Here is a 20,551-nt window from a genome sequence, read left to right on the forward strand (position 1 = left end):
TCCGGGCGCAGGCACCCTCACGCCGGATGCGCATCCGTATCACTGTCGATGTCACTGCGCCGGAGCAGATAATCTAGACCGCCGACGCGGTACCAGCGATAGGCATATGCTTCCAGCATCAGGTGGTGCTTGCCCTGGGCATCGGCGCGGTTATGGTCTTCCGTCAGAAGATTGATCAGGTGGTCGCCCTGCTTGCCATCGAGGCCGAGTGCAAATGACACTTCGCGTGGCTGTTCGTCGAGATTATGCACGAACAGCACGGAGTTGTTGCGCCAGTCGTAGCGGATCGCCAGCACGGCAGGGTTGCGCGTGGCGATGATGGTGAAGTCGCCCCAGCCAATTTCGGGGACCTCCTTGCGCATCCGGATCATGCGCTCGGTCCAGTTCAGCATCGAATTGGGATCGCGGCGCTGCTTGGCGACATTGACGTGATTGTAGCCGTAGGGGCCCTTGTCGATCACAGGATTCTTTGACTTCTCGCTCTTGGTGAAGCCGGCACGGGGTTCGTTCGACCATTGCATCGGCGTCCGCGCGCAGTTGCGTTCAGGCAGCGTGAGATCATCACCCATGGCGATCTCGTCGCCATAGCGCAGCACCGGCGTACCCGGCAGCGTGTACATCAGACTGTAAGCAAGCTCGAGCCTGCGTCGGTCGCCGCCGAGCATTGGCGCCAGCCGACGTCGGATGCCGCGATCGTAAAGCTGCATGTCCTTGTCCGGGCCGAATTTCGCGAACACCGTCTGGCGTTGCTCCTCGGTCAGCCGGCCGAGATCGAGTTCGTCATGATTGCGCAGGAACAGGCCCCATTGCGCCGTCGCCGGGCGTGGCTTGGTCACCTTCATCGCCGCAGCCAGTGGGCGCACGTCGCCGGAGGCCAGCGCATAGAACAGGTTCTGGTTGACGTGAAAGTTGAACATCATCTGCATGCGGTCGCCGTCGCTGCCGAAATATTCCATGTCGGTTTCCGGCAGCACATTGGCTTCGGCGAGAATGATGGCGTCGCCCTTGCGCCATTGCAGGAATTCGCGGAAGGCGCGCAGCATGTCGTATTGTTCGGTGGGCTTGTTGACCTTCGGTCCCTTGGTGGCAATCACGAAGGGCACCGCATCCATGCGGAAGCCGGAGACGCCAAGCTGCAGCCAGAACCCCATGATCTTCAGGATCTCGGCCTGCACATAGGGATTGGATGTGTTGAGGTCCGGCTGGAAGTCATAGAACCGGTGGAAGAACCAGGACTTCGAGGTCGTGTCATGCGTCCAGGTCGATTTCTGCACGCCGGGAAACACCATACCCTTGTTGGCATTGGGCGGCTTCTTGTCCGACCACACATACCAGTCGCGATAGCGCGAATCCCTGGCGCTGCGCGCGTCCTTGAACCAGGCGTGCTGGTCCGAGGTGTGATTGACCACGAGGTCGATGATGACGCGGATGCCGCGCTGGTGGCAGCCATGGGTGAATTCGACGAAGTCGCCTAGCGTGCCGTAGCGCGGATCGACGCCGTAGTAGTCGGAGATGTCGTAGCCGTCGTCCTTGCCGGGCGAGGGCTGGAAGGGCATCAGCCAGATCGCGGTGATGCCGAGGCCGTGAATGTAGTCGAGCCGGCGCGTCAGGCCCTTGAAGTCGCCGCAACCGTCGCCATCAGCATCCATGAAACTGCCTACGGAGAGGCAGTAGAAGACGGCGTTCTTGTACCAGAGGTCGTCGATCATGTGGCCCTTTGGTCCGTGGTTGTGTCGCGACCGGGTCGCGTCGATAGCCGGGAGTCACGCGGAATCGTTGGAGCTTGCCGATGGCGCACACGTCCAAAATCGCACCGCCGTTTTAAGTCCTGAACCATGAGAGCTCGACGCGAAGAAAAGATCCATCGCCTACATGAGCCGCAATTACGTTTGGCCGTGCGGATGAAGTCGATTAAACTACGGGTGCTATCAATGGTTCCCGTCAACACAGCGATCCTTATAAACAGCATGTGCGAATAAAGCGGAGTTTTCGTTTGGTGTCAGTGTCGACTATGACAGAATGCTAGCGACTGGACGGCGCGGAAGTCGACGAGTTTCCGACGGTCGGCATAATCGGCCCATTGTCAGCCCAGCGGGGATCCGGGACGTCGCGGCGCGCCGGCAAAGATTGCCGACCGGGCAAAAAAACCTGGGATGCACGCCGTGCCCTCGACCTTTTTGAGGAGTTCATCAGGCTACTCATCATCGCTCCCTTCACCCGGCAGGATGTCCCCTGCGAACAGCTCATCCTTGCTGAGCAGCCTGGCGTCCTTGAGCGCCTGCATGTCCGATAGGTCGCGCAGCGTATCGAATCCGAACTGCGCCAGGAACGTCTTCGTCATCAGATAGGTGTGCAGCGCGCCGGGCCGCGGCGCCCGCGGTCCGGAGCCGATCAGGCCGAGCCTCCGCAGTTGTCCGGTCACGTCGCGGCTGATCTCCTTGCCAAAGAACTGCCCAAGCTCGCCGCGGGTGATCGGCTGGTAATAGGCAATGCACAGCAGCACCTGCATCTCGCTCGCCGACAGCGCGCTATCCTGCTCGCTCGCACCGATCGCTGTGCGGATCGCATCGGCAAACTGTTTGCGAGTGCGGTGCTGCCAGCCGCCGGCGACCGGCACGAGCTCATGGGGGCGGCCGCGCAGCTCGGCCTGGATGTCGTCGATGATCAGATCGAGATTGCAGCCGCGGCCGACGACCCGCGCCAGCATGGCGCGGTTGACCGGCTCGCGCTAGGCAGAGACCACCGCTTCGACGCGGCCCATCCATTCGCGCCAGCGCAGCTTCGCCGCAGATCCCTCAGCGTCGTCCAGTTTGACTTTTGCTTTGGGCGTCCCATTCTATAGCGCCGCCCGGACAGCGGCACGCCACGAAGGCGCTGTGATGCCCGCCCGAACTCTCCCGCCATCGCCCTTCCGCCCTGCTCGAGACATGGACATCTGGTCCGGCGACGTAGACGTGGGCACCATCGCTCAGCAAGACTGGAATGCGAACCCGGAAAGGTCTGGCATCTGGAAATGGACCTGCGGCTTCTATGGGACTACACCCTGGGCCTCGCGACCCGCATGCCTGAAATACCTGACCGTGACGATGTAAATCGCCGCTCTGAGAATTTGCAGAGGGGCTATGGCCAGTTGAGGATCGTAAACGAAGCCCCGGTCGTTGAGCGAACGGCTTCGATCACGACGTGAAAAGCTTCGACTTAACAGTGGGGCCGTCCGCGAGACATTTACCCGGCCCGTCATGCCGCCAGACAACGAGCGCGCGCTTATTTCGCGGATTTCCAGCGGAGGCATACATGACGATGATTGAGCATTGCCGGCCGGTTGCTGATGACCGCATTGAATTCACAATGCGAACGTTGCCAATTGCCGACTAAGTTAGGCGGGAGACCCGTCCTTTATTTTGGCTTTGAAATGCTGCAAGACGAACAGACGGACGGCCGAGGTTAAGTTCACCTGAGGCCCATTGCGGTCAACCAGTCTGACAAGGGCTGCTGGGCTCGTCCCTCGTTCAATGGCAATTTCCTTTAAAGCGCTCCAAAACTCAGGCTCAAGGCTGACGCTCGACTTCGATCCGTCGGCTTTAACGAGTCCCTGCTTTCTCCTTTTCGGCTGAGGCACGCTATTTCACCGTTTTGGTTTGCTGATCGACAGGTGCCTTACCTTCGTTTCTGATGACCGAGACCGCGGCTCCAATGAGACCCAGCAACAAGATGAAGCCGAGCGCGTAGCCGTAAATCGGTCGGATGGATCGTCGCGGACTCTTCAACATAGAGGCTACTTTCAAGGGTCCCCCGGCGCTCGGGGCGCCGCGGCGAGGCAACCAGAAAATTGAACGCCTTACGAAGACACACTCATGCGAGGCATTCTGAGAAATGCGAGAACCAGAAATTGTTCCCATCTAAAAGTGAAGTCGTTCAGGAACAGGTTTTGTTAGTTTGCATTTCTCGGTTGGGGCGTCACGAGAGGAAACGACATGCGAAAACTTCTTATTGCAAGTGCAGCACTGACACTTATTGCAGCGCCGGCGCTCGCCCAGACGACGCCGAGCTCGCCCACTGCACCAACAAGGTCGGACCGGACGACCGGCGCAGTTGGCTCGGAACGCGGCAACAACGCCAGCTCTCTCAGCGGTTCAAACGCAGCTGCAGGAAAAGCCGGTGGCGCCAACTCAATGAACAACGTTGACCAAGGCCGCACTAGCGGCGGCGGCGCGGGCGGTGCAGGCGGCGCAGGTGGTGGCGCAGGCGGCGGTGCCGGGGGTGGCGCGGGCGGCGGGAACTAACTGCCCAGTTGGACGGATGTACTCTACTGGACAGCTGGGGCCCCGGAGCAAGTGCCGGGGCCCTTCGCCTGAGCACGCCTATTGGCCATGCTTCAATAACACTTGCCGACATGCTTTCGAAATGCGCGGCCTATTCTGCTGAAGGCAGGAAAGCACCATCATATCCCCGCCCTGAATCGCTTGTGCGCAATAGCGCTTCACGCTGGCACGGCACGCAGCCTGCTCCTCCAGCGTTCCGCTGCTTTGCGCGAGGGCTGTGCCGGAGAATACGATTGCCGCAGCTATTAAAAGGATCGAACGTGTCATCAGTAACTCCTATCTGCCCTTGATAACAGCTCTTCGCCTTGCTCTGTTCCTCCACGGCTCACCAATTGGAAACATCATCTGGCTGGCCACTTGGTCGGATCGCACCGCACCATCGAGCGCGATGGGATTGGAACACCATTCGCACGTGCGAGTTGGACGGGCCCCCTGCTCGTGAAGAACATGAAACGTATTGCATCGATGAGCGTCTTCGCTCTCTACTTTCCAGGGAGCCCGCCTGGCAGAAAAGCGGCTGGATTGGCTACGATCCGGCGAGCAAACCTTCGATGCGGACGAGATGCGCAGAGAGCGCCAGCTGTATGGTTCTCTCTGATTGAGAAAAGGCCCGCTTCGGCGGGCTTTTTTTGTTAGCGTATACTTCGTCAGCAATCTGCCTCGCCTGTCGATCGGCCAGCCCGGAACGAATTATTCGGCCGGCTCTTAAAATCCCGGTCCGTGCGTGTGTCAGCGATGAATGCGGAGGCGAGAATGTTCCTGATGGGCCTTGGCGCGCTGCTAGTCCTAGGCGGCGTCTTGTACATGGCACGCGCCGCTATTTGGCGGGGATCGCTTAGCGGCCCAGATTCCTCCCGGCCAGTTCGCGACACTCTGGAGCCACCGCGGCGGGGCATGAGATTCTTGGGGCTCGGAACCAACTGGCCGGGCATTCTCCTAATGGTAATCGGCGCGGTTCTGTTGGTGTCGGGGGCCAGTTTCTAGACCGCAAATATTCGCTCGGCTTGGCTCGATGCAAACCTTTTCCGATGGATGAACCCTTCTATCACTAGGGCAAGAAGGAGCCGGCGTGGCGCGACCAAGCTGGCGAGGGACCAATGAGTGAGCGAGATGAGATCGATCATCTAATACGTTCTGTGACCGCGGCCAGAAATCTTTTGAAAGACTACATCGGGCCGGGCTCGCGAAGTGCCGTTGATCCAGTCGATCGGCTGATCGACGTGCTCGACGATCGGGACTTCGTTGCCACGCTGGATCGGCTCTATCGGCGCAAAGTGATCCGATTGATCGAATGACGAAAAAGCCGCCCGGGCATGACACCGGCCGGCATCCTGATGCGGCTGCCGGCTCCCCGTCCGGTGCCGCAGCATTCTTGGATAGGCTGATCGAGCTTGGTTAGCGCATCGTTAATGCGCTCGCTCGTGCTGTCGATCCGACCATCGGAGCAATCCCCAGATTTCAAAGTGCTAAGAGGACGGCGATCACCAAACACCACTAACATACTCGTATACCGTCCACGGTGGGTTTCAGGCCACTTCCCTGAATAAACCATTCAGGACGCATTCATTAGACTGCTTCTAAATCGCTTGTTAGACGCATACGTTTGGCAAGTAGGTGAGAAAATGTCCTTTGACCCGATGGCCGCGGTAGTTGATTGGCTAGATGCTTATCGCTCAGGCGACCTTGAAAGTATTCTCGGCCTTTATGCCGAAGCCGCTACGATCGAATGTGGTTGCGGCGGCGCCACGACGATAAATGGTCGCGAGGCTTTACGTGCATATTGGGAGCAGCGCCTAAGAGATTCTCCGGCCGCGGACTTGGACAATCTCGAACCGGCCCGTGATGGCGTTGCCATTACTTACGTTTGCCACGGCTCAAATATCCGGGCTGACTTTGAATTTGATGCTGCTGGCCAGATCACCTTCCAAAAATGCGGCCCGCCAAATTAGGGCCACTTGACCGCGCAAACGCGCTGAGGGTCATCAGGCTAGTCGAATAAAAAGCCCGGTCACCGGCGCCGAGCAAGAGCGGCTGCAGGCTAATCGCGGGTACCTACCCGACTTCATCATCTGGCGGTTTTTTTTCGCTGCGCCAATCGGTGTTTGCCGTGTCGTCGTAGCCGCTTCTATTACTGTAGAACATCAAGGCCATCAGGCCGCATCCAATAACGAGTGAGAAAACCGTCCCGAGCGCCAAGGCGATCCAACCATGGATCGACATCTCAGCGTCCTCAGCTGACGTCCATGCCATCATCGACCAGACAATTGCGAAGAGCAGCATGGCGAACAGAACGATTAAAACGATGGCCTGACCAAAGTTAATCGTCCGGGATGGATTTTGCTCGCGCATTGCAACCTCCCTGTCGGCACCGTGCCTGTCCGGCTATTAGACACTCCATCGCGACGGATTACAAAAAGCCCGGCCTCCGTTCGACAGCCGGGCAAGTTCCGGAGGCAAACACGACCGGGTCACCCGCTCGTGGGGCTACCGGACGGTGACGCGCGCGATACCACCCACGCCGATTGCATTGGCTGCTGCTCGAGACAGATCGATGCAACGACCCTTGATAAACGGGCCGCGAGCCGTGATCCGAACTTTTACCGACCGATCATTGGCGTTATCATCGTGACGTGGCTGCCGAAGCGCGTGGTGCGGTGTGCGGCCGCCAGGGCGTAAGTCGAACCGTTCGCCCGAGGCCGTCCTGCGGCCGTGATAGCCATCTCCTACGCCGTATGGCTAGCGATGCAGTTTCCTCCTTGGTCATGGTGAGGTTGAGGGATACGACGCCTTCGAGGAAGTTCTGAGCAGCAGCAGGCCTGACGGAGAGCACGCACAGCCAGGCTGCCGCTAAAAGGCGGGTCATTGAGTTTCCATTTGTGTTGATGCTAGATTTTCCCGGCCGGAGCGATCCCAGGAAGCACACGCGACGGTCGGCCCGCTGCTCAAGGATTCGGCTGAGCATCGGGCCATTTTATTGGCTGCTATTTGATGGAACGAAATCTATTATTGCCGCTTTTTCCTGCGGTCGGCAGTTGTGTGGTGCTGTCGGCCGGGCTCGGCGGCTTCCCTACCCCCAAAACCCAACGCCGCCGAGCCTCCTATGATTGTACTCAGCTGATGTGCCCTGCGCCGCCGGTGACAGGCGATGGCGAAATCCGCTCCGCAAGCCGTGAGAAGCAGCTAACGAATTTCGCCGGTAAGGTTGAGTAGTTAGGTTAAGGAGCGGCTTGTGTTGTGAACATGAACGAAGGGCTTAGCGTCAAAAGTGTCGCGTGACGTTGCCGGACTTGTCGTTCGTACCGGCAACATTTCAATTGCGTGGCACGGGGTCGCTCAATTGCAATATGAGCGGCCCCACTAAGCTAGGCGGATGTTGACCGGAACGTTGTCGATCAGATCTGATTATTTGAGGAGCCGATGGTCGTTCTTCCAAGGTCATACACTCCGGTTTCCGTCGGCCCAGGAAGGATTCCAAGAAGTTTGTTCTTTCCGGCAGCTGGCAGATGATCCCTTAAGCTGTCGCCGGGCTCGGCGGCTCACCATGTCCCTCAACCTCAGGCGGCCGGGCCTTCCATTATGTTATTGGGGGCTTGATGAAGCGCCGCCGGAACGAAACCATTTGATCCAATTTTCACAAGCCGGCAGCCTTTGCAGAAGCTGTTGGCCGAGCTGAGCGGCATTCCGCACCGAGTTCAGTGAGGCGGCCGGCGGCGAAATCCCTCCGCCGCCGGGCCGATCCTTCCCGAGGAACGAATTAGTTTGTGCTGACTTTTCACGGAGCCGGAAGCTTTCCTCGGCCCGTCGTCGAACGGCATTCCTGTCTCATCTGGGCGATAGGATTCCGGATACTGCGGCACAAAAGCGTCGCCGCTCTCCATTTCGGTTGGGACGCTATGATCCCGAGGAGCGCCGAGACGCATTCGGTTCGGTTGAGCCAGCCCGAGCGTTGCGTGAGCTTGGCCTCGACGTTGAATGAGGGCCCATCCAACGAGCGTTGCGGCCAGAATGAGCGCAGACTTGGCCTGAGGACTTAGCCGGGGATCTCCCAGTTGGCGAAGGCCAAGTCGGCGTCAAACCTTCGGCGACGCGCGAAGGTAGGACCGGTAAAACTCCACGCTAGCCCGCTGAGCGCTTGACATCCCTTGGCGGGCCATTGGCCGCTCGGGATCGATATGCCGCGATAGCCCGATTGGACAACAGAAGGCGGCTCGTGATGCCCTCTCGCATCAGTCTGGCTACGTGAAATGTGAGGAACTGGTTAGCCTCACGAACATCTTCCAAGTCTCCCGAGCGCCGCAGAAAATCGAAAGCGATATCGACGGACTCATCAAGAAGCGCAGCGAGCGAGACAGTAGTCAGGGTCGCCTCCCGTTATGAAATTGCGAGCTCTTTACGCACGGTCGCGGCAGAGTTGCCAACTTTTTCGACAACGCTTTGCAACTCCTCCTTCGTAACCTTGAGGTGCTTGGTCCAGTATCGAACTCTTGCTGCGACCTTGCGGAGTTTTTTTTAAGATCGTCCATAACAGCCTCGATTCGCGTGTTAAACGGCGGACAGCGGCGTCAAGTTCCCGCCAAGACCGCTACAGACACATCTGGCGCCAGTCGCGCAGGTTAGCGCTCTGTAAAGCGTTACGATCACATAAAGGAGCCGCGCCAACCCAAAGGCCCGCGCGGCGAGTTCGTCTATGCAAGAGTTTGCGTGCATGCAAGGACGCGGGATCAAGAGCTCTAATTGAGCGTTGTTCCAAGCGACTGGTGGTGGGAAAGGTATGCAATTGCGACCCCGCTGCGGACCGGCTGAAGGTCGTCTAATTCCGAAGCCGGGTAGTCGTTGAGACGCCGTTCCCGGTAGGCCCGCAATGCGTCCCGCCTACAAATAATTTTGGTCCCGCTAAAACACCATACGGTTCCCGTCACGTTGCGAGCGTCGCGGGTGCGCCGCGAGCATGTGTCTGCCTTGACGTACTCCCCAATTACAATGGTTGCTTGATTGCCGGAGCAGTCCGGCGAATTTTGCGAGAATACAAGGAGGGAGCCGGTTAGCAGACTTGAACTCGCAGGGACGGCGTTGAGCAAAACGATGCCGCAGCTCGCATTAAGATCAGCAGGCACCGTGCAATTGCACCAGGCCCTCGCTCTCCGGCTCTGCCACGCGGCCATCAATGCCTACGCGACCGAGAAGAGACCCCTTGTCATTAGAATTTGCCACTTATTCCCGACTTCTATCGGAACTACCGTGTGTCTTCCTCGTTCACGATGACTACAAAGAATGGAGGAATTGATCATGAAGGCGCGTTTCTTATTTAGCACGGCGGTCGGCTTGGTGTTCGCCACCGCAGCGATTGCTCAGTCGCCAAGCGCGACAGCAACCTCCCCTAGCACACAACAAACGCAGTCCCCGAGCACCTCTTCGCCTACGACTCAGAAGGCACCCGATACGACCAACGATCGGTCCACGTCCACCTCACCAAGCACATCCACCAGCTCTTCGCAGGCGCAGACGACTGCTCCATCGTCGGCGGCCGGGTCTTCGACATCGCAGCCCCCGCAAGCGCAGACCAACACGCCGCCCGCAACGGCCGGCGGCCAGATGCAGGCTCCGACCAGCGGCGGTGCTAACGCTGCAGCGCAGCCAACGACAACGAGTAATACGGCGCAGTCTCCTTCTAACAACGCGGCGCAAGCTCCCTCGACGAACAACAATGCGCAGTCGCAATCGACCAGCGTCAATGCTTCCGTCAATATCAATGACCAGCAGCGCACGCGTGTTACCCAGTCGATTTCTCGGCTCAACGTGCAGCCTCTTAACAACGTTAATTTTTCCCTGACCGTGGGCACCTCTGTCCCCCGCGACACCCGTCTGCAGACGCTTCCCTCTGAGGTCGTCGAAGTCGTACCGCAATATCGAGGCTACAGCTTCTTTGTGGTGCGCGACGAAATCGTCATCGTCGAACCTTCGACCTTGCAAATCGTAACTGTGCTGCCGCGCTCCGGTGGATCAACGGCCGCCGCGCCTGCACCGGCCCGCTCCAAGGTCTCGTTTACCGACAAGGACCGGGACGTTGTGCGCAAGCACGTCAAGACGAGGACAACCGAGCGCCAAACGACCGGCAGTACGGCCAAGACGGTTATCCGCCGCGGCGAGCGTCTACCGGAAACGGTCGAGATTGAAGAATTTCCCGACGTCGTTTACCGAGAAGCTCCTTCACTGCGCGACTACCGCTACATCCACCGCGAAAATCGCACCTATCTGGTCGACCCCGGAGAGCGCGTGGTGATCGACGAAATTGACTGACACGACTTCACAAAGTGAATCGAGGCGGCCAATGGGCCGCCTCTTTTTCGCAATGTCATTACAAAGGCCGAAACCTCGGGTGCGATGGCTGTCATATGGGGGCTCGCGCACTTTTCCGTATTATATTTTGGCAGGTCCTACTCAGACTTCGTGGCGTGTGCCTTATCGGGCAGTGCAGCCAATTGCTGAAGCGCGACCCGACTGTTCAGCGCCGCAAAAGTCTCGCGCGTACTGAAAAAACTGACGGCTTCGTCAAAATCCTCAGCTTCTACAATTTTTGCTCGCGCGATGGCGAGGTCGGAATCGATCTGGCCACGGCTGCGTGGCTCATCAACCAGCGATCTCAAATGGGCCGCGCACAGATCCATGTCCTTACGCAATTCGTGCAGCGAGCTTGCGCCGTAGATCGGTGCCGCCAAGGCCAACTCTTTTGCGCGAATCAGTACTTTCGGCGGTAGATTCTGTTCGGGAGTTGCAAATAAGCGGGCGTGCTGGCCTGGCTGCAGCGCGCGCGACGACACGATGGCCAGCGGCATCGACAGCCACAAACCTACGATTACCGGCGTCATCCACAGGAATAGCGGTAGCGACACCGCATAAGCGCTAATCGCCATCAGTACACCGAACACGGTCGGTACCGCGTACTTTCTGACCACTTCGCGGATCGGGACAACGCCGTCGTCGCGGCGCTGAACCTGCCAGCCGGCATCCCGACCAAGCAGAATCTCGCCGACCGCCGACGATTGGAAGATCATCATCACTGGCGCGATCAGGCCGGACAGCAAAGTCTCGACGATGATGCCGGACAAAGCAAGAAAGCCGCCGCCGAACCGCGCTCGATTTTCGGCCTGGGTGAGCAGCAAAACGTAGGCAAGCAGTTTTGGTACGATCAGAAGACCCATCGTGCCGGCGAAGACCCAGGCCGCGCGAACCGGATCTTGGGCTGGCCACTGCGGAAACAGCGAAAACCCCTTTGCGAAATATTCCGGACGCACAAACTGGGCCTGCAGCGAGATGAGAATCCCGAGCACCAGAAACATAAGCCACAACGGCGCAGTTAAATAAGAACCGATGCCGGTCAGGAGATGCAACCGCGAGACCCAATGAAGCCGTGGCGCTCCCAGCACAGCCAGGTGCTGCAGATTGCCCTGACACCATCGGCGGTCGCGCGCTGCAAAATCGAGGAGCGACGGCGGGCATTCCTCGAAACTGCCGCCCAGTTTCGGTGCCATGTGGATCGCCCATCCGGCGCGCCGCATGAAAGCTGCTTCAATGAAGTCATGGCTGAGAATATGGCCGCCGAACGGCTTGCGCCCGGGAAGTTCGGGCAGGCTGGCATGTTCTGCAAAGGCGCGCACGCGGATGATAGCATTGTGTCCCCAGTAATTGCCTTCCGAGCCGTGCCACCAAGCGATTCCGGAGGCGATTACCGGGCCGTAAAGCCTGCCAGCGAATTGCTGCATCCGTGCGAATAGCGACCGCGCATTGACAACGATAGGCAGCGTCTGGATCAGACCGACGCCGGGATGCTGCTCCATGCCGGCGACCAGGCGCACGATCGTGTCACCAGTCATGAGGCTGTCGGCGTCCAGGATGATCATGTGATCATACCCGGCGCCGAACCGCTTGACCCAATCCTCAATATTTCCCGATTTGCGCGCGGTGTTGCGCATCCTATGGCGATAAAAGATGCGATCGCTGGCAGTCTCGCGGCGCAGTTTCAAAATGGCTTTTTCCTCGGCCACCCAGATTGCAGGGTCAGTGCTGTCACTCAGCACGTACCAGTCGAACTGCGCGGCGTAACCGGTCTCCGATATAGATTCCCACATCGCCCGCAACCGCGCCGTGATCTGATGGGGATCTTCGTTATAGGTCGGTAACAGCATCGCGTTGCGGCTTGAGATCATCGCAAGTGGCGTAAGCGGTTCTATGGCGAGCGGATCCCGTGCGCGCATCAACAGTAGGACGAAGCCGGCCAGTGCCGACATGAACGAGAACGCGACCCAGGCGAACAGCAGCACGAAGAGCGCCAGTACCATGCCTTCGAGGATGGTCACGCCGCCGACCTTCAGCACCTCGAACATCTCGTAGCCGCCGGCCGCGGTCAGGGCCACGGTGCCGAGGAGGATGTAAGCGCGCCGCAGAACAGTCGGCATGGGCCTGAACTGCGCGCGTCGTTGGGAGGAAGCTGGCCCTGCGAGCCCATCCGATATCATCGTCAGCGGCATCTCTGGCGGTAGAAACCTCTCGCCCGCGCCGGCCGGCAACGTAGCCGCAGGCACGGTAACCAACGGCATTTGGTTCTTCACATTCATGGTGTCCATCGATAGACCCAAACTTCGGAGATCGCCTGATCGTCCTGCATCAAAGAAGCGCGCAATTCGACCGGCGCCTTACTCTTGACCGGCATCTCGAAACTCAGGCGCCAGCCGCCGTTTTGCGGATTCCGCTGTGTTACGATATTGCGGATTTCAGCCTTTTCGGCCGTGACAACACCTTTGATCTTGGTGGGATCGATGGATTTGAGCTTGTCGCCAATCAGATCGAGCACAAATAGCTTGGTATCGTCCCCGCGCGCACCGATGCCGCTGCGTGAAAAGATCGCCAGCGCCGACGGCTTCGGTTGATCGGGCCCCCAATGCAGGCGGTAGGTAAACGCGAGTTCGCCCTTTGCTGGAAGCGGGTTTTTCGGACGCCAAAAGGTACCGATATTGTCGTGAATCTCTTCCTTGGTCGGAATTTCCAGCAGTTGCACCGATCCCTCGCCCCAATCGCCAATCGGCTCCACCCAGAGACTGGGGCGCCGTTCGAAACTTGATTCGAGATCCTGGTAGTCGGAGAAGTCCTTCTGCCGTTGCATCAGTCCAAAGCCGCGCGGATTTCGGTCTCCGAAAGAGCTGATCTGCAGATCGCGCGGGTTATGCAGGGGTCGCCAGAGCTGCTCGCCTCGCCCGTTGAAAATTGCCAGACCGTCGGAATCGTGCACCGCAGGGCGGAAATCGTCCACTTCCTTGCGGTCGTTCGGACCGAAGAAGAACATGCTCGTGATCGCCGCGAGGCCAGTGTTTTTTATTTCCACCCGCGGGTAAATGACCATTTCTACATCGAAAATGGTCGTATCGCCTGGCCGGATGGTGAACCGATAGGCGGCCGCGGCACTTTCACTGTCGAGCAACGCATGCACTACGATCGAGTTGGCGTTGGACGCCGGCTTCTCGATCCAGAAGGACTTGAACTGTGGGAATTCCTCGCCGGCCGCCTCGCCGGTGTTGATGGACAGGCCCCGCGCGGACAAGCCATATACTTGGCCTTTGGCCACCGCGCGGAAATAGCTGGCGCCGAGAAAAACGCAGACCTCGTCATAGTAATCGGGCTTATTGATCGGGGCATGCAGCCGGAAGCCGCCGAAGCCTAAGTCGGCGCCGGCCGGCGGGGGCGGCGTAGCGCCAAAGGAGAAATGCTCAGGTTGATAAGGGACTTGGGTCGCCTGGCCATTGGCCACTTCATAGATATCGACGCGATTGGTGTAGAACGAGCCACGATGAAAGAACTGCACCTCGAAGGGCAGCTTCTCGCCGCGCCACAAAGCCTTCTCCGGATTAAAGCGCAGCGCGCGGTATCGGTCGTAGTCCAGATCCTTGAGGGAGTCTGGCAGCTTGTTGTCTGGCGCCTTGAACGCCTTGGCGGCGGCTTCCCGCGCCATTTGCCGCACCACGGCGGCGTCGAACGGCACAGGCCCGGGAGCTGCGCGGGCGCTGCGCGGGATAATCGTCATCAATGGCAAAGCGGCCGAAGCGCCGAGAAGTTGTCTGCGGTTCAAGGTGTCTCCAAACGCCAGAGTGATAGGCAATAACACGCGCTGCACCATCGAGTTCCGCGAGCTGGAACATTCAGCGCTCTGCGCTTGCCTTGATTGCCGGTGTTTCCCGACTCTAGCTCACTAAGCGCTGGCGTTTCCCAACCCGCGCTCGGCCGGTGTCAAATGCCAGTCGACGGCGCGCGAACTGACCATAGACGAGTAAAAATAGCGCTGTCCGGTTGTCGATAGATCGGTCCACGCCGTGCGACGGCGCTAAGTCACCATTCAATGCGACAGCCAATACGCCCCTGCCGGATGACTCACGAAAACCCTCAAGATCAGCTTTCAACGACGGACGCAGTGCTTCGACGATGCTGCATTGATCCGCATTAGTGCTGCCAATTTATCCCGCCGGTTGTTCATAATTCCCCGTCGCGCAGCCCGGTTTCTCGCATCGAACGCCTGACACGCCACACCACTCCGCCCTGACTGCTGAGCTTGACCTCCGGTGAAAAAAATGGCCCGCCGAAGCGGGCCATCGTTGTTATCGGGAACGACCGTACAATTCTCGCTCCTTGCGCACCTGCCCCGCATCGTAGGGCGGGCTTGCCGGGTCATACCCGCTCCAGCCCGACTTCTCCCAGGCCACACGGCGATCATTGAGATTGACTGACGATGGGCTCATCAGCGCCTCGAGACGCGCGCGATCGGCCTCGTTGACCTTTGCCGAGACCAACGTGCCGCCGCGGCGAACGCCTTCCGCGTAAAGCGGTGCATCTTCCTTGGAGACGCCAGCCTCGGTCAGAGCACCAACAATGCCGCCGGTTGCTGCTCCGGCGGCAGCGCCGACTGCCGTGGCGGCAAGCCATCCTGCCGCGACAACTGGTCCAAGGCCAGGAATTGCAAGCAGCCCTAGTCCGGCTAAAAGGCCCGCAGCGCCGCCGATCCCTGCACCGATTCCGGCACCGGTGCCGGCTGCTTCGGCGCGATCATCGACGCCATCACCGTCGCGGTCCTTCTTGCCGTCGAACCAGCCCTCGGAGTTGTTGGCCACGATACTGATGTCCCCATGAGGAACGCCGGCGGCCTCAAGGCTTCCGACAGCTTTCTGCGCTTCCGTATACGAGTCGTACAAACGTGAAATGGTCACGGTCATGAGATTACCTTCCGGTTACTTTGCTGCGTTGACGTTGCCCTGGAAATCGACGCTGATCGCACTGGTCGAGCCACCCTTGGTCGCTTTGCCGCGCCATACGCCGTTGTCGTCTTTTTTCAGTTCGGTGACGTTCGTGTAGCCAGCCTTTTCGATGGCACTCTTGGCCTGCCCCTCGGTGAAGGAGTTGCGTCCGGCGACCGGCGCATTGGAGTTCTTCTGCTCGCTGTTGACGGCATTGTTGCCCGGACGATCTTTTGCCGCCGGGCTCTGGGCATGGGCTACTCCCGAGATCAGGAGAGCGGCGACACAGATAGTCGAAACGCGTTTCATAGGTCCCTCATAGGTTGGTGTTTGGGATCCTCCAACAAGCTGTTAGCTGACGCGTTCCATTGATTGCCGAAAAAAGGCCTGGACCTACGATAGCGGCGCGACATCCCTTGCTTATGCCATTCTTTCCCGCAACGGCGGATCATATGGCCGGCTTGCGTGCCTTCTCTTGACTCACCGCCAAACCATGATCGGGAACTTTCGGCAATTGCGCGGATTGATTGACGCGTTTGCGTCTCGCAAATTTTGCAATTGGAGGATACGCCATGAAAACACTTTATCTCGCCGGAGCGCTAGCTGCTTTCGCTTGTACCTCGGCCTTCGCTCAAACGACGACGGTTTCCAGCGACTACTACGTGGTGCGCGATGCCACCACCAAGAAGTGCACAATCGTAGATAAGAAGCCAACGACCACGACAACGACGATTGTCGACAACGGAACGTTCAAGACCAGAACGGAAGCCGAAACCGGCATGAAGACCATGAAGGTCTGCACAGAGAACTGACGCGCGTCAGCACCCGTCACTTCGATCGGTGACGGGTGCTTGTGCCGACCGGTCACGGTATCGCGGTTCCGATTAGCGAGAGTCGACGCGACTAATCGCAAGGATGCGCAATCGCATGTCCAGCGCTCCACGACGTCTCGCGCTTGCAGCACGTGTCGGCGCGGCTCGAGCCTTAGCGAATGACAGTGCCAGCCGCCTTCGCGCGTAGCGGGACACGCATGAATCGATCACTCAATGGGTCCCGTTGCCGAAGTGCTAATCGAGTGAGCATCACGCCTCTGTTGCAATTTCAGGAGCACATCGATCGATTAAGGGAACCTCCGTCCGCGTGACACATCCCTCGCAGCGAGCGCCAACGCTAAGCGTCGTTCTAAGTTAAGCCTGCGATCTTCTATTGGCGGCTTGAAAATATTATCGCGAGCGACCACGCCTCGATGCTCGTCGGCTTGGATTGCATCGATGTTGCAATCTTCGAACGTGCAGTACGTGAAAGCGACGCTGGTGGTCCCCTCATCGAGCAGTATCTGGCATTTGACGAACTCACAGCAGTCGTATCTCAGGAAAACGGGACGCCCGCGAAAATCCAGTACCCTTCCCTGAAATCTCGTTTGGTAGATGACGTGTTCGTCCGCACCATTGTCTGTGTTCATTTCGCGCCTAGGATTTCTGTTTATAGTTCGGTCATGCATTAGTCGGCTATCGGTCCCACTATGTTCTAACGTCAGAAAATCTGACCTTCCACCAGCTCATAGCGGTCAATCCCGGCATGGAGCGTCAGCCGCCTCGGCGATGTCGACAAACAATTCCTCCGACGCCGGATGCGCGTCCAAATCCCCGCGCTCTATATGCAGCTGCCTTCCTCCTCGGCACCAATCGAGATACCATGATTTCCCGCTCGTCCATTTCTGCCAGGGCTCATAATAGTCAGCACCACGTTTTCTGAATCACATCCAATAGTTATGATAGGCCATATAAGTCAATGTATTGGCGAGCACCAACGTGGCGCGCGGTCCCCGATCATTCGGTTAGAAACCGTTTCCCCGCCTTCCACACGGTCGATGGAAAATATCGGGATAAAGCGGCAATTCGACGGAACGACCTTAAGTGTTGGCAGTTTTCACTCCGCCAACACACCAGGAGGACGATCATGAAATTCATTTCCACGGCTGCCATTGCAATCGCTTCGCTGGCCTACTTCTCGCCTGCCCTCGCTCAGAATGGAGCGGCGGGCGGAGCCGTCGGCGGCGCAATCGTCGGTGGCGCCGTCGGTGGCCCTGTCGGTGCCGCCGTTGGCGCTGCCGCCGGCGCCACGGCAGGCGGCATTTCCGAGGCCAACCGTCCCCGCTTCCACAGCTACGTCACCGAGCGCCGTCACCCGTCGTACCGGTATGACCGCGAGCTACGCGTCGGTGCCGTATTGCCCGACAGCGGCGTCACCTATTATGAAGTTCCGCGAGAGTACGGTTCCACTGCCTATCGCTACACGGTGGTCAACGATCGGACCGTACTGGTCGACCCGGGCACCCATCGTATCGTCGAAGTGATCGACTAAGCGCGCTTTTCGAGGCGGGCCGAAAGGGCCGCCTCGACCAGTTCGATGCGTCTTTGTGGGAGGATCATCTTGCCCATATTTCAATATTTCGTGTGGGTCGGCGCCGTACTGCTGGGAGTTCTATTTGCCATCGGCGAAAGCGACAGCTCCCCGACAAAAAGCTCCTCCGCAAAGGGCTGGAGGCCCACCGATTCACTGCGCAGCATGGCGCATCATCGTCAGCCGGAAGACCCGCCACGTGCCCAGGACGCCGCGTTTCGCATCGTCAAATAATAGATCGGAGGCCCCAAGCCCTGTCTATTCAACGTGCCGTTCCTAGAGACTTAAGCAGGTCGTTGCTTTGTTCAGGAGTTGCTAGAGGTGGATGACTTCCAGCTAATGACGATCATAGCCGAGGCTATTAGCACTTGTGCTATCGACAACCGCAACGGAGAAAAATTGCCGATAACGAGCGAGCAAGCGACCTGCGTTGCAAAGGTAGTGATCACGGCTCTCTCGCTGGCCGGTTTTGAGATCACGCCGATGGCAAAGACGGCCGGTCCAACCTAATCCGGCGCTGCCAGCGGTAGGCTGCACCGGATTGTTGTCCATCCGTCGGCACGGATGTAGTCAAACTTTCCTTCTAAGGCGCGGAGGCGCTCCTGCATCCCCGTCAGGCCCCGGCCGAATTTCGGCTCCAGGGGCGCCCTCGCACCATTATCGGCAACCTCGACCAGAATAGCTTCGTTCGTCACCTCGGTCTTCACGCTCATCTTAGACGCACCGGCATGTTTCAGGACGTTGGTGATGCCTTCCTGCAGCAAACGGTATACGGTCTGAGCGACCACACTGTCCGCCGTGACGATCCGGGGATCGATCTCGAATGTCACGGCCATTTCAGGCACCTGCGTGTGTACGTCACGCAAAAGCTTTTGAATGCTAGCATCGAGACCCAGCTCTTCGATGAGCATTGGTCGCAGCCGCTCAAGAATGCGGCGGTTGGCGATTTGCAAAGCCTCCACCGCCTGCAGCACACGCTCCTCTCCCATGGACCGGTTGGTGCCGCTGCCGCAGTCGTCGATCATAGCAGTAACGTTAGCCCGGATAGCAAACAGAAGCGGACCAAGTTCATCGTGCAACTCACGCGAGATGTCACGTCGCTCCTCATCTTGGATGGAGATCATCCTTCGTAATAGACTTCGGTTCTCTGAACTGAGGCGACCGAGAGTCAAAGCAAGCTCGTTCACGGACAAGCAGCTTTCCCGAACTTCAGGGGGGCCGGAACAATCGACTTTCTTCGAGAAGTCACCAGTGCGGAGCCGTGCCAGCCCCTCAGCGAGATCGCGTAAGGGCTGCAGCGCTGCGCCAATCGTCACAAACGACAAGAGGCCGGCAAGCAATGCCATGCCGACGAGTGACCCGAGAAGCGAGAGAAAGCCGATCCATTTCTCGTAGATCTGCGCAGAGAGATCTGGTTCGAAAATAAGATCGCCGACCCGGCGACCTTGGACCAGGACGGGAATATGCTGCGCAAGGTCAGGCACGAACAGCGCTTTCACGAACCATTCCGGGACCTTGCCGGACGTCTTGCCCTGCTCCGGTGCATGCACCTCGCCATCACGGCGAAACCGGATCGCGTCCGCAGGTGTCGAACCGAGCTGATCGACGAACGCCGCAAGGATTGCGTCGGGTCTTGTGGAGGCCGCGAGAGCGGCGTTCAAACCCGCCGCGACGGTGATCGCCGACCGCGCCGATGGCTCGTTTTCCTCCAAAATTTGATCCGAAGAGAAAATCCATAGCAAAGCGAGGCCGGCAATCAGGGCGCTCAGAAACATGCCGCCCAGCAGCACGCAGATGCGTGCACGCAGCGACAAAGTCGTCCACATTGGAATCATTAAATTGGTCAACCCGGCACCATTCCTCTGGTCAAAGCGTTGAAATCCAATATGCATAGCATAATTGCGAGATTGTCCCGCCGATGGCACAGCCTGTGAAGCTCCTGATTGTCGATGACCACCCCGTCGTGGTGTCGGGCTGCCGTTCGCTGTTTGCGTCGGACCCTACAATATCCATCGATGAGGCGGTCGATGAGAAATCGGGGCACCGCGCCTATCTATCTAAACGGCCCGACGTGACGATCATCGACATCAATCTGCCGGATCTTTCCGGCTTCGAGTTGATGCGTCGTATCCGCAAGGATGATCCCGACGCGCGTATTATCATGTTCAGCATGAATGACGATCCAGCCTTTGTGGTCCGAGCCATCGAGCTCGGTGCCCAAGGCTATGTCTCTAAGGGCGACGATCCGCGCCTGCTCATCAAGGCAGTACGCAAAGTGGCTGCGGGTGAGAACTTCATTTCCCCGCATCTCGCCAAGACAGTAACGTTCTCAGGCGCTGCTATCCGGGCAAATCCGGCCACCAGCATGTCGGCCCGGGAACTGGAAATTCTTCGGCTCCTCGGCCGGGGCGACAAGATCGTTGAGGTCGCCGACGCGCTCGGCATCTCTTACAAGACGGTAGCAAATACCACGTCCCTACTGAAGCAGAAGCTGGGCGCACGGAACCACTCCGATCTTATCCGTATAGCCGTCGAGATGGGCTTAAATTAGAG

The 20,551-nt window shown here is 58.7% G+C and carries 16 protein-coding genes and 3 pseudogenes; 7 read left to right on the forward strand and 12 right to left on the reverse strand.

The annotated features are described in order from the left end of the window. Positions 1-17: 17 nt before the first annotated feature. The 4 genes and pseudogenes from AB7813_RS13940 to AB7813_RS13955 all read right to left on the reverse strand — a co-directional run bounded on the left by AB7813_RS13940 (position 18) and on the right by AB7813_RS13955 (position 4,589). Complete coding sequence (locus tag AB7813_RS13940; protein ID WP_068738729.1) at positions 18-1,709, reverse strand: alpha-amylase family protein; 1,692 nt, start codon at positions 1,707-1,709, stop codon at positions 18-20. A 485-nt stretch (positions 1,710-2,194) separates the two neighbouring features. Beyond that, positions 2,195-2,761 (reverse strand): annotated as a pseudogene (scpB, locus tag AB7813_RS13945) (SMC-Scp complex subunit ScpB). A 615-nt stretch (positions 2,762-3,376) separates the two neighbouring features. Continuing rightward, positions 3,377-3,619 (reverse strand): ribbon-helix-helix domain-containing protein, encoded by a 243-nt coding sequence (locus AB7813_RS13950; protein ID WP_184511632.1) that lies wholly within the window; start codon positions 3,617-3,619, stop codon positions 3,377-3,379. A gap of 742 nt (positions 3,620-4,361) precedes the next feature. Then, positions 4,362-4,589 carry a hypothetical protein gene (locus AB7813_RS13955; RefSeq protein ID WP_081422133.1) on the reverse strand — a complete coding sequence of 76 codons (228 nt, stop codon included), beginning with the start codon at positions 4,587-4,589 and terminating at the stop codon, positions 4,362-4,364. Between the two features lie 830 nt (positions 4,590-5,419). On the opposite strand from AB7813_RS13955, the gene AB7813_RS13960 reads away from it, so the two are divergent. Both AB7813_RS13960 and AB7813_RS13965 read left to right on the forward strand, forming a co-directional pair. After that, a complete protein-coding gene (locus AB7813_RS13960; RefSeq protein ID WP_139069974.1) occupies positions 5,420-5,617 on the forward strand; it encodes a hypothetical protein in 198 nt (65 codons plus the stop codon). 327 nt (positions 5,618-5,944) lie between these two features. Further along, positions 5,945-6,271, forward strand: a complete 327-nt coding sequence (locus AB7813_RS13965; RefSeq protein ID WP_081422157.1) for a nuclear transport factor 2 family protein — start codon at positions 5,945-5,947, stop codon at positions 6,269-6,271. Between the two features lie 103 nt (positions 6,272-6,374). On the opposite strand, the gene AB7813_RS13970 is transcribed toward AB7813_RS13965, so the two are convergent. The 3 genes and pseudogenes from AB7813_RS13970 to AB7813_RS13980 all read right to left on the reverse strand — a co-directional run. Beyond that, positions 6,375-6,671, reverse strand: a complete 297-nt coding sequence (locus tag AB7813_RS13970) for a hypothetical protein (protein WP_120286796.1) — start codon at positions 6,669-6,671, stop codon at positions 6,375-6,377. Positions 6,672-6,806: 135 nt separating this feature from the next. Continuing rightward, positions 6,807-7,025 (reverse strand): annotated as a pseudogene (locus tag AB7813_RS13975) (RlpA-like double-psi beta-barrel domain-containing protein); the annotation flags it as partial. Between the two features lie 1,668 nt (positions 7,026-8,693). Next, positions 8,694-8,795, reverse strand: a pseudogene (locus AB7813_RS13980) (DUF3606 domain-containing protein); the annotation flags it as partial. Positions 8,796-9,608: 813 nt separating this feature from the next. Between AB7813_RS13980 and AB7813_RS13985 the strand changes: the two are divergent. Then, the gene (locus AB7813_RS13985; RefSeq protein ID WP_231079556.1) at positions 9,609-10,619 is read left to right on the forward strand and encodes a DUF1236 domain-containing protein; all 1,011 of its coding nucleotides are present in this window, start codon (positions 9,609-9,611) and stop codon (positions 10,617-10,619) included. Between the two features lie 137 nt (positions 10,620-10,756). Here the strand turns inward: AB7813_RS13985 and mdoH are convergent, their stop codons facing one another. The 4 genes from mdoH to AB7813_RS14005 form a co-directional block, all read right to left on the reverse strand. Further along, entirely contained in the window at positions 10,757-12,916 is a 2,160-nt protein-coding gene (gene mdoH / locus AB7813_RS13990) for a glucans biosynthesis glucosyltransferase MdoH (protein ID WP_441228974.1), read from the reverse strand. A gap of 14 nt (positions 12,917-12,930) precedes the next feature. Further along, positions 12,931-14,394 (reverse strand): glucan biosynthesis protein G, encoded by a 1,464-nt coding sequence (locus AB7813_RS13995; protein WP_309943909.1) that lies wholly within the window; start codon positions 14,392-14,394, stop codon positions 12,931-12,933. A 568-nt stretch (positions 14,395-14,962) separates the two neighbouring features. Beyond that, positions 14,963-15,574: a hypothetical protein gene (locus AB7813_RS14000; RefSeq protein ID WP_068738739.1), complete on the reverse strand. Its 612-nt coding sequence runs from the start codon at positions 15,572-15,574 to the stop codon at positions 14,963-14,965. A gap of 15 nt (positions 15,575-15,589) precedes the next feature. Further along, positions 15,590-15,904, reverse strand: a complete 315-nt coding sequence (locus tag AB7813_RS14005; RefSeq protein WP_068738741.1) for a hypothetical protein — start codon at positions 15,902-15,904, stop codon at positions 15,590-15,592. 263 nt (positions 15,905-16,167) lie between these two features. Between AB7813_RS14005 and AB7813_RS14010 the strand changes: the two genes are divergently transcribed. The 3 genes from AB7813_RS14010 to AB7813_RS14020 all read left to right on the forward strand — a co-directional run bounded on the left by AB7813_RS14010 (position 16,168) and on the right by AB7813_RS14020 (position 18,508). Further along, positions 16,168-16,407 (forward strand): hypothetical protein, encoded by a 240-nt coding sequence (locus tag AB7813_RS14010; RefSeq protein WP_184511638.1) that lies wholly within the window; start codon positions 16,168-16,170, stop codon positions 16,405-16,407. Between the two features lie 1,147 nt (positions 16,408-17,554). After that, positions 17,555-17,959, forward strand: a complete 405-nt coding sequence (locus tag AB7813_RS14015) for a DUF1236 domain-containing protein (protein ID WP_068738747.1) — start codon at positions 17,555-17,557, stop codon at positions 17,957-17,959. Between the two features lie 360 nt (positions 17,960-18,319). Next, positions 18,320-18,508: a hypothetical protein gene (locus tag AB7813_RS14020; RefSeq protein ID WP_441228171.1), complete on the forward strand. Its 189-nt coding sequence runs from the start codon at positions 18,320-18,322 to the stop codon at positions 18,506-18,508. Here AB7813_RS14020 and AB7813_RS14025 read toward each other — a convergent pair. Beyond that, positions 18,505-19,845: a histidine kinase gene (locus tag AB7813_RS14025; RefSeq protein ID WP_441228172.1), complete on the reverse strand. Its 1,341-nt coding sequence runs from the start codon at positions 19,843-19,845 to the stop codon at positions 18,505-18,507. The genes AB7813_RS14020 and AB7813_RS14025 overlap by 4 nt on opposite strands. A 71-nt stretch (positions 19,846-19,916) precedes the next feature. Between AB7813_RS14025 and AB7813_RS14030 the strand changes: the two genes are divergently transcribed. Continuing rightward, the gene (locus AB7813_RS14030) at positions 19,917-20,549 is read left to right on the forward strand and encodes a response regulator transcription factor (protein WP_081422136.1); all 633 of its coding nucleotides are present in this window, start codon (positions 19,917-19,919) and stop codon (positions 20,547-20,549) included. Positions 20,550-20,551 lie beyond the last annotated feature (2 nt).

Origin of the sequence: Tardiphaga sp. 20_F10_N6_6, assembly GCF_052076045.1 — a bacterium.
GTDB lineage: Bacteria > Pseudomonadota > Alphaproteobacteria > Rhizobiales > Xanthobacteraceae > Tardiphaga > Tardiphaga robiniae.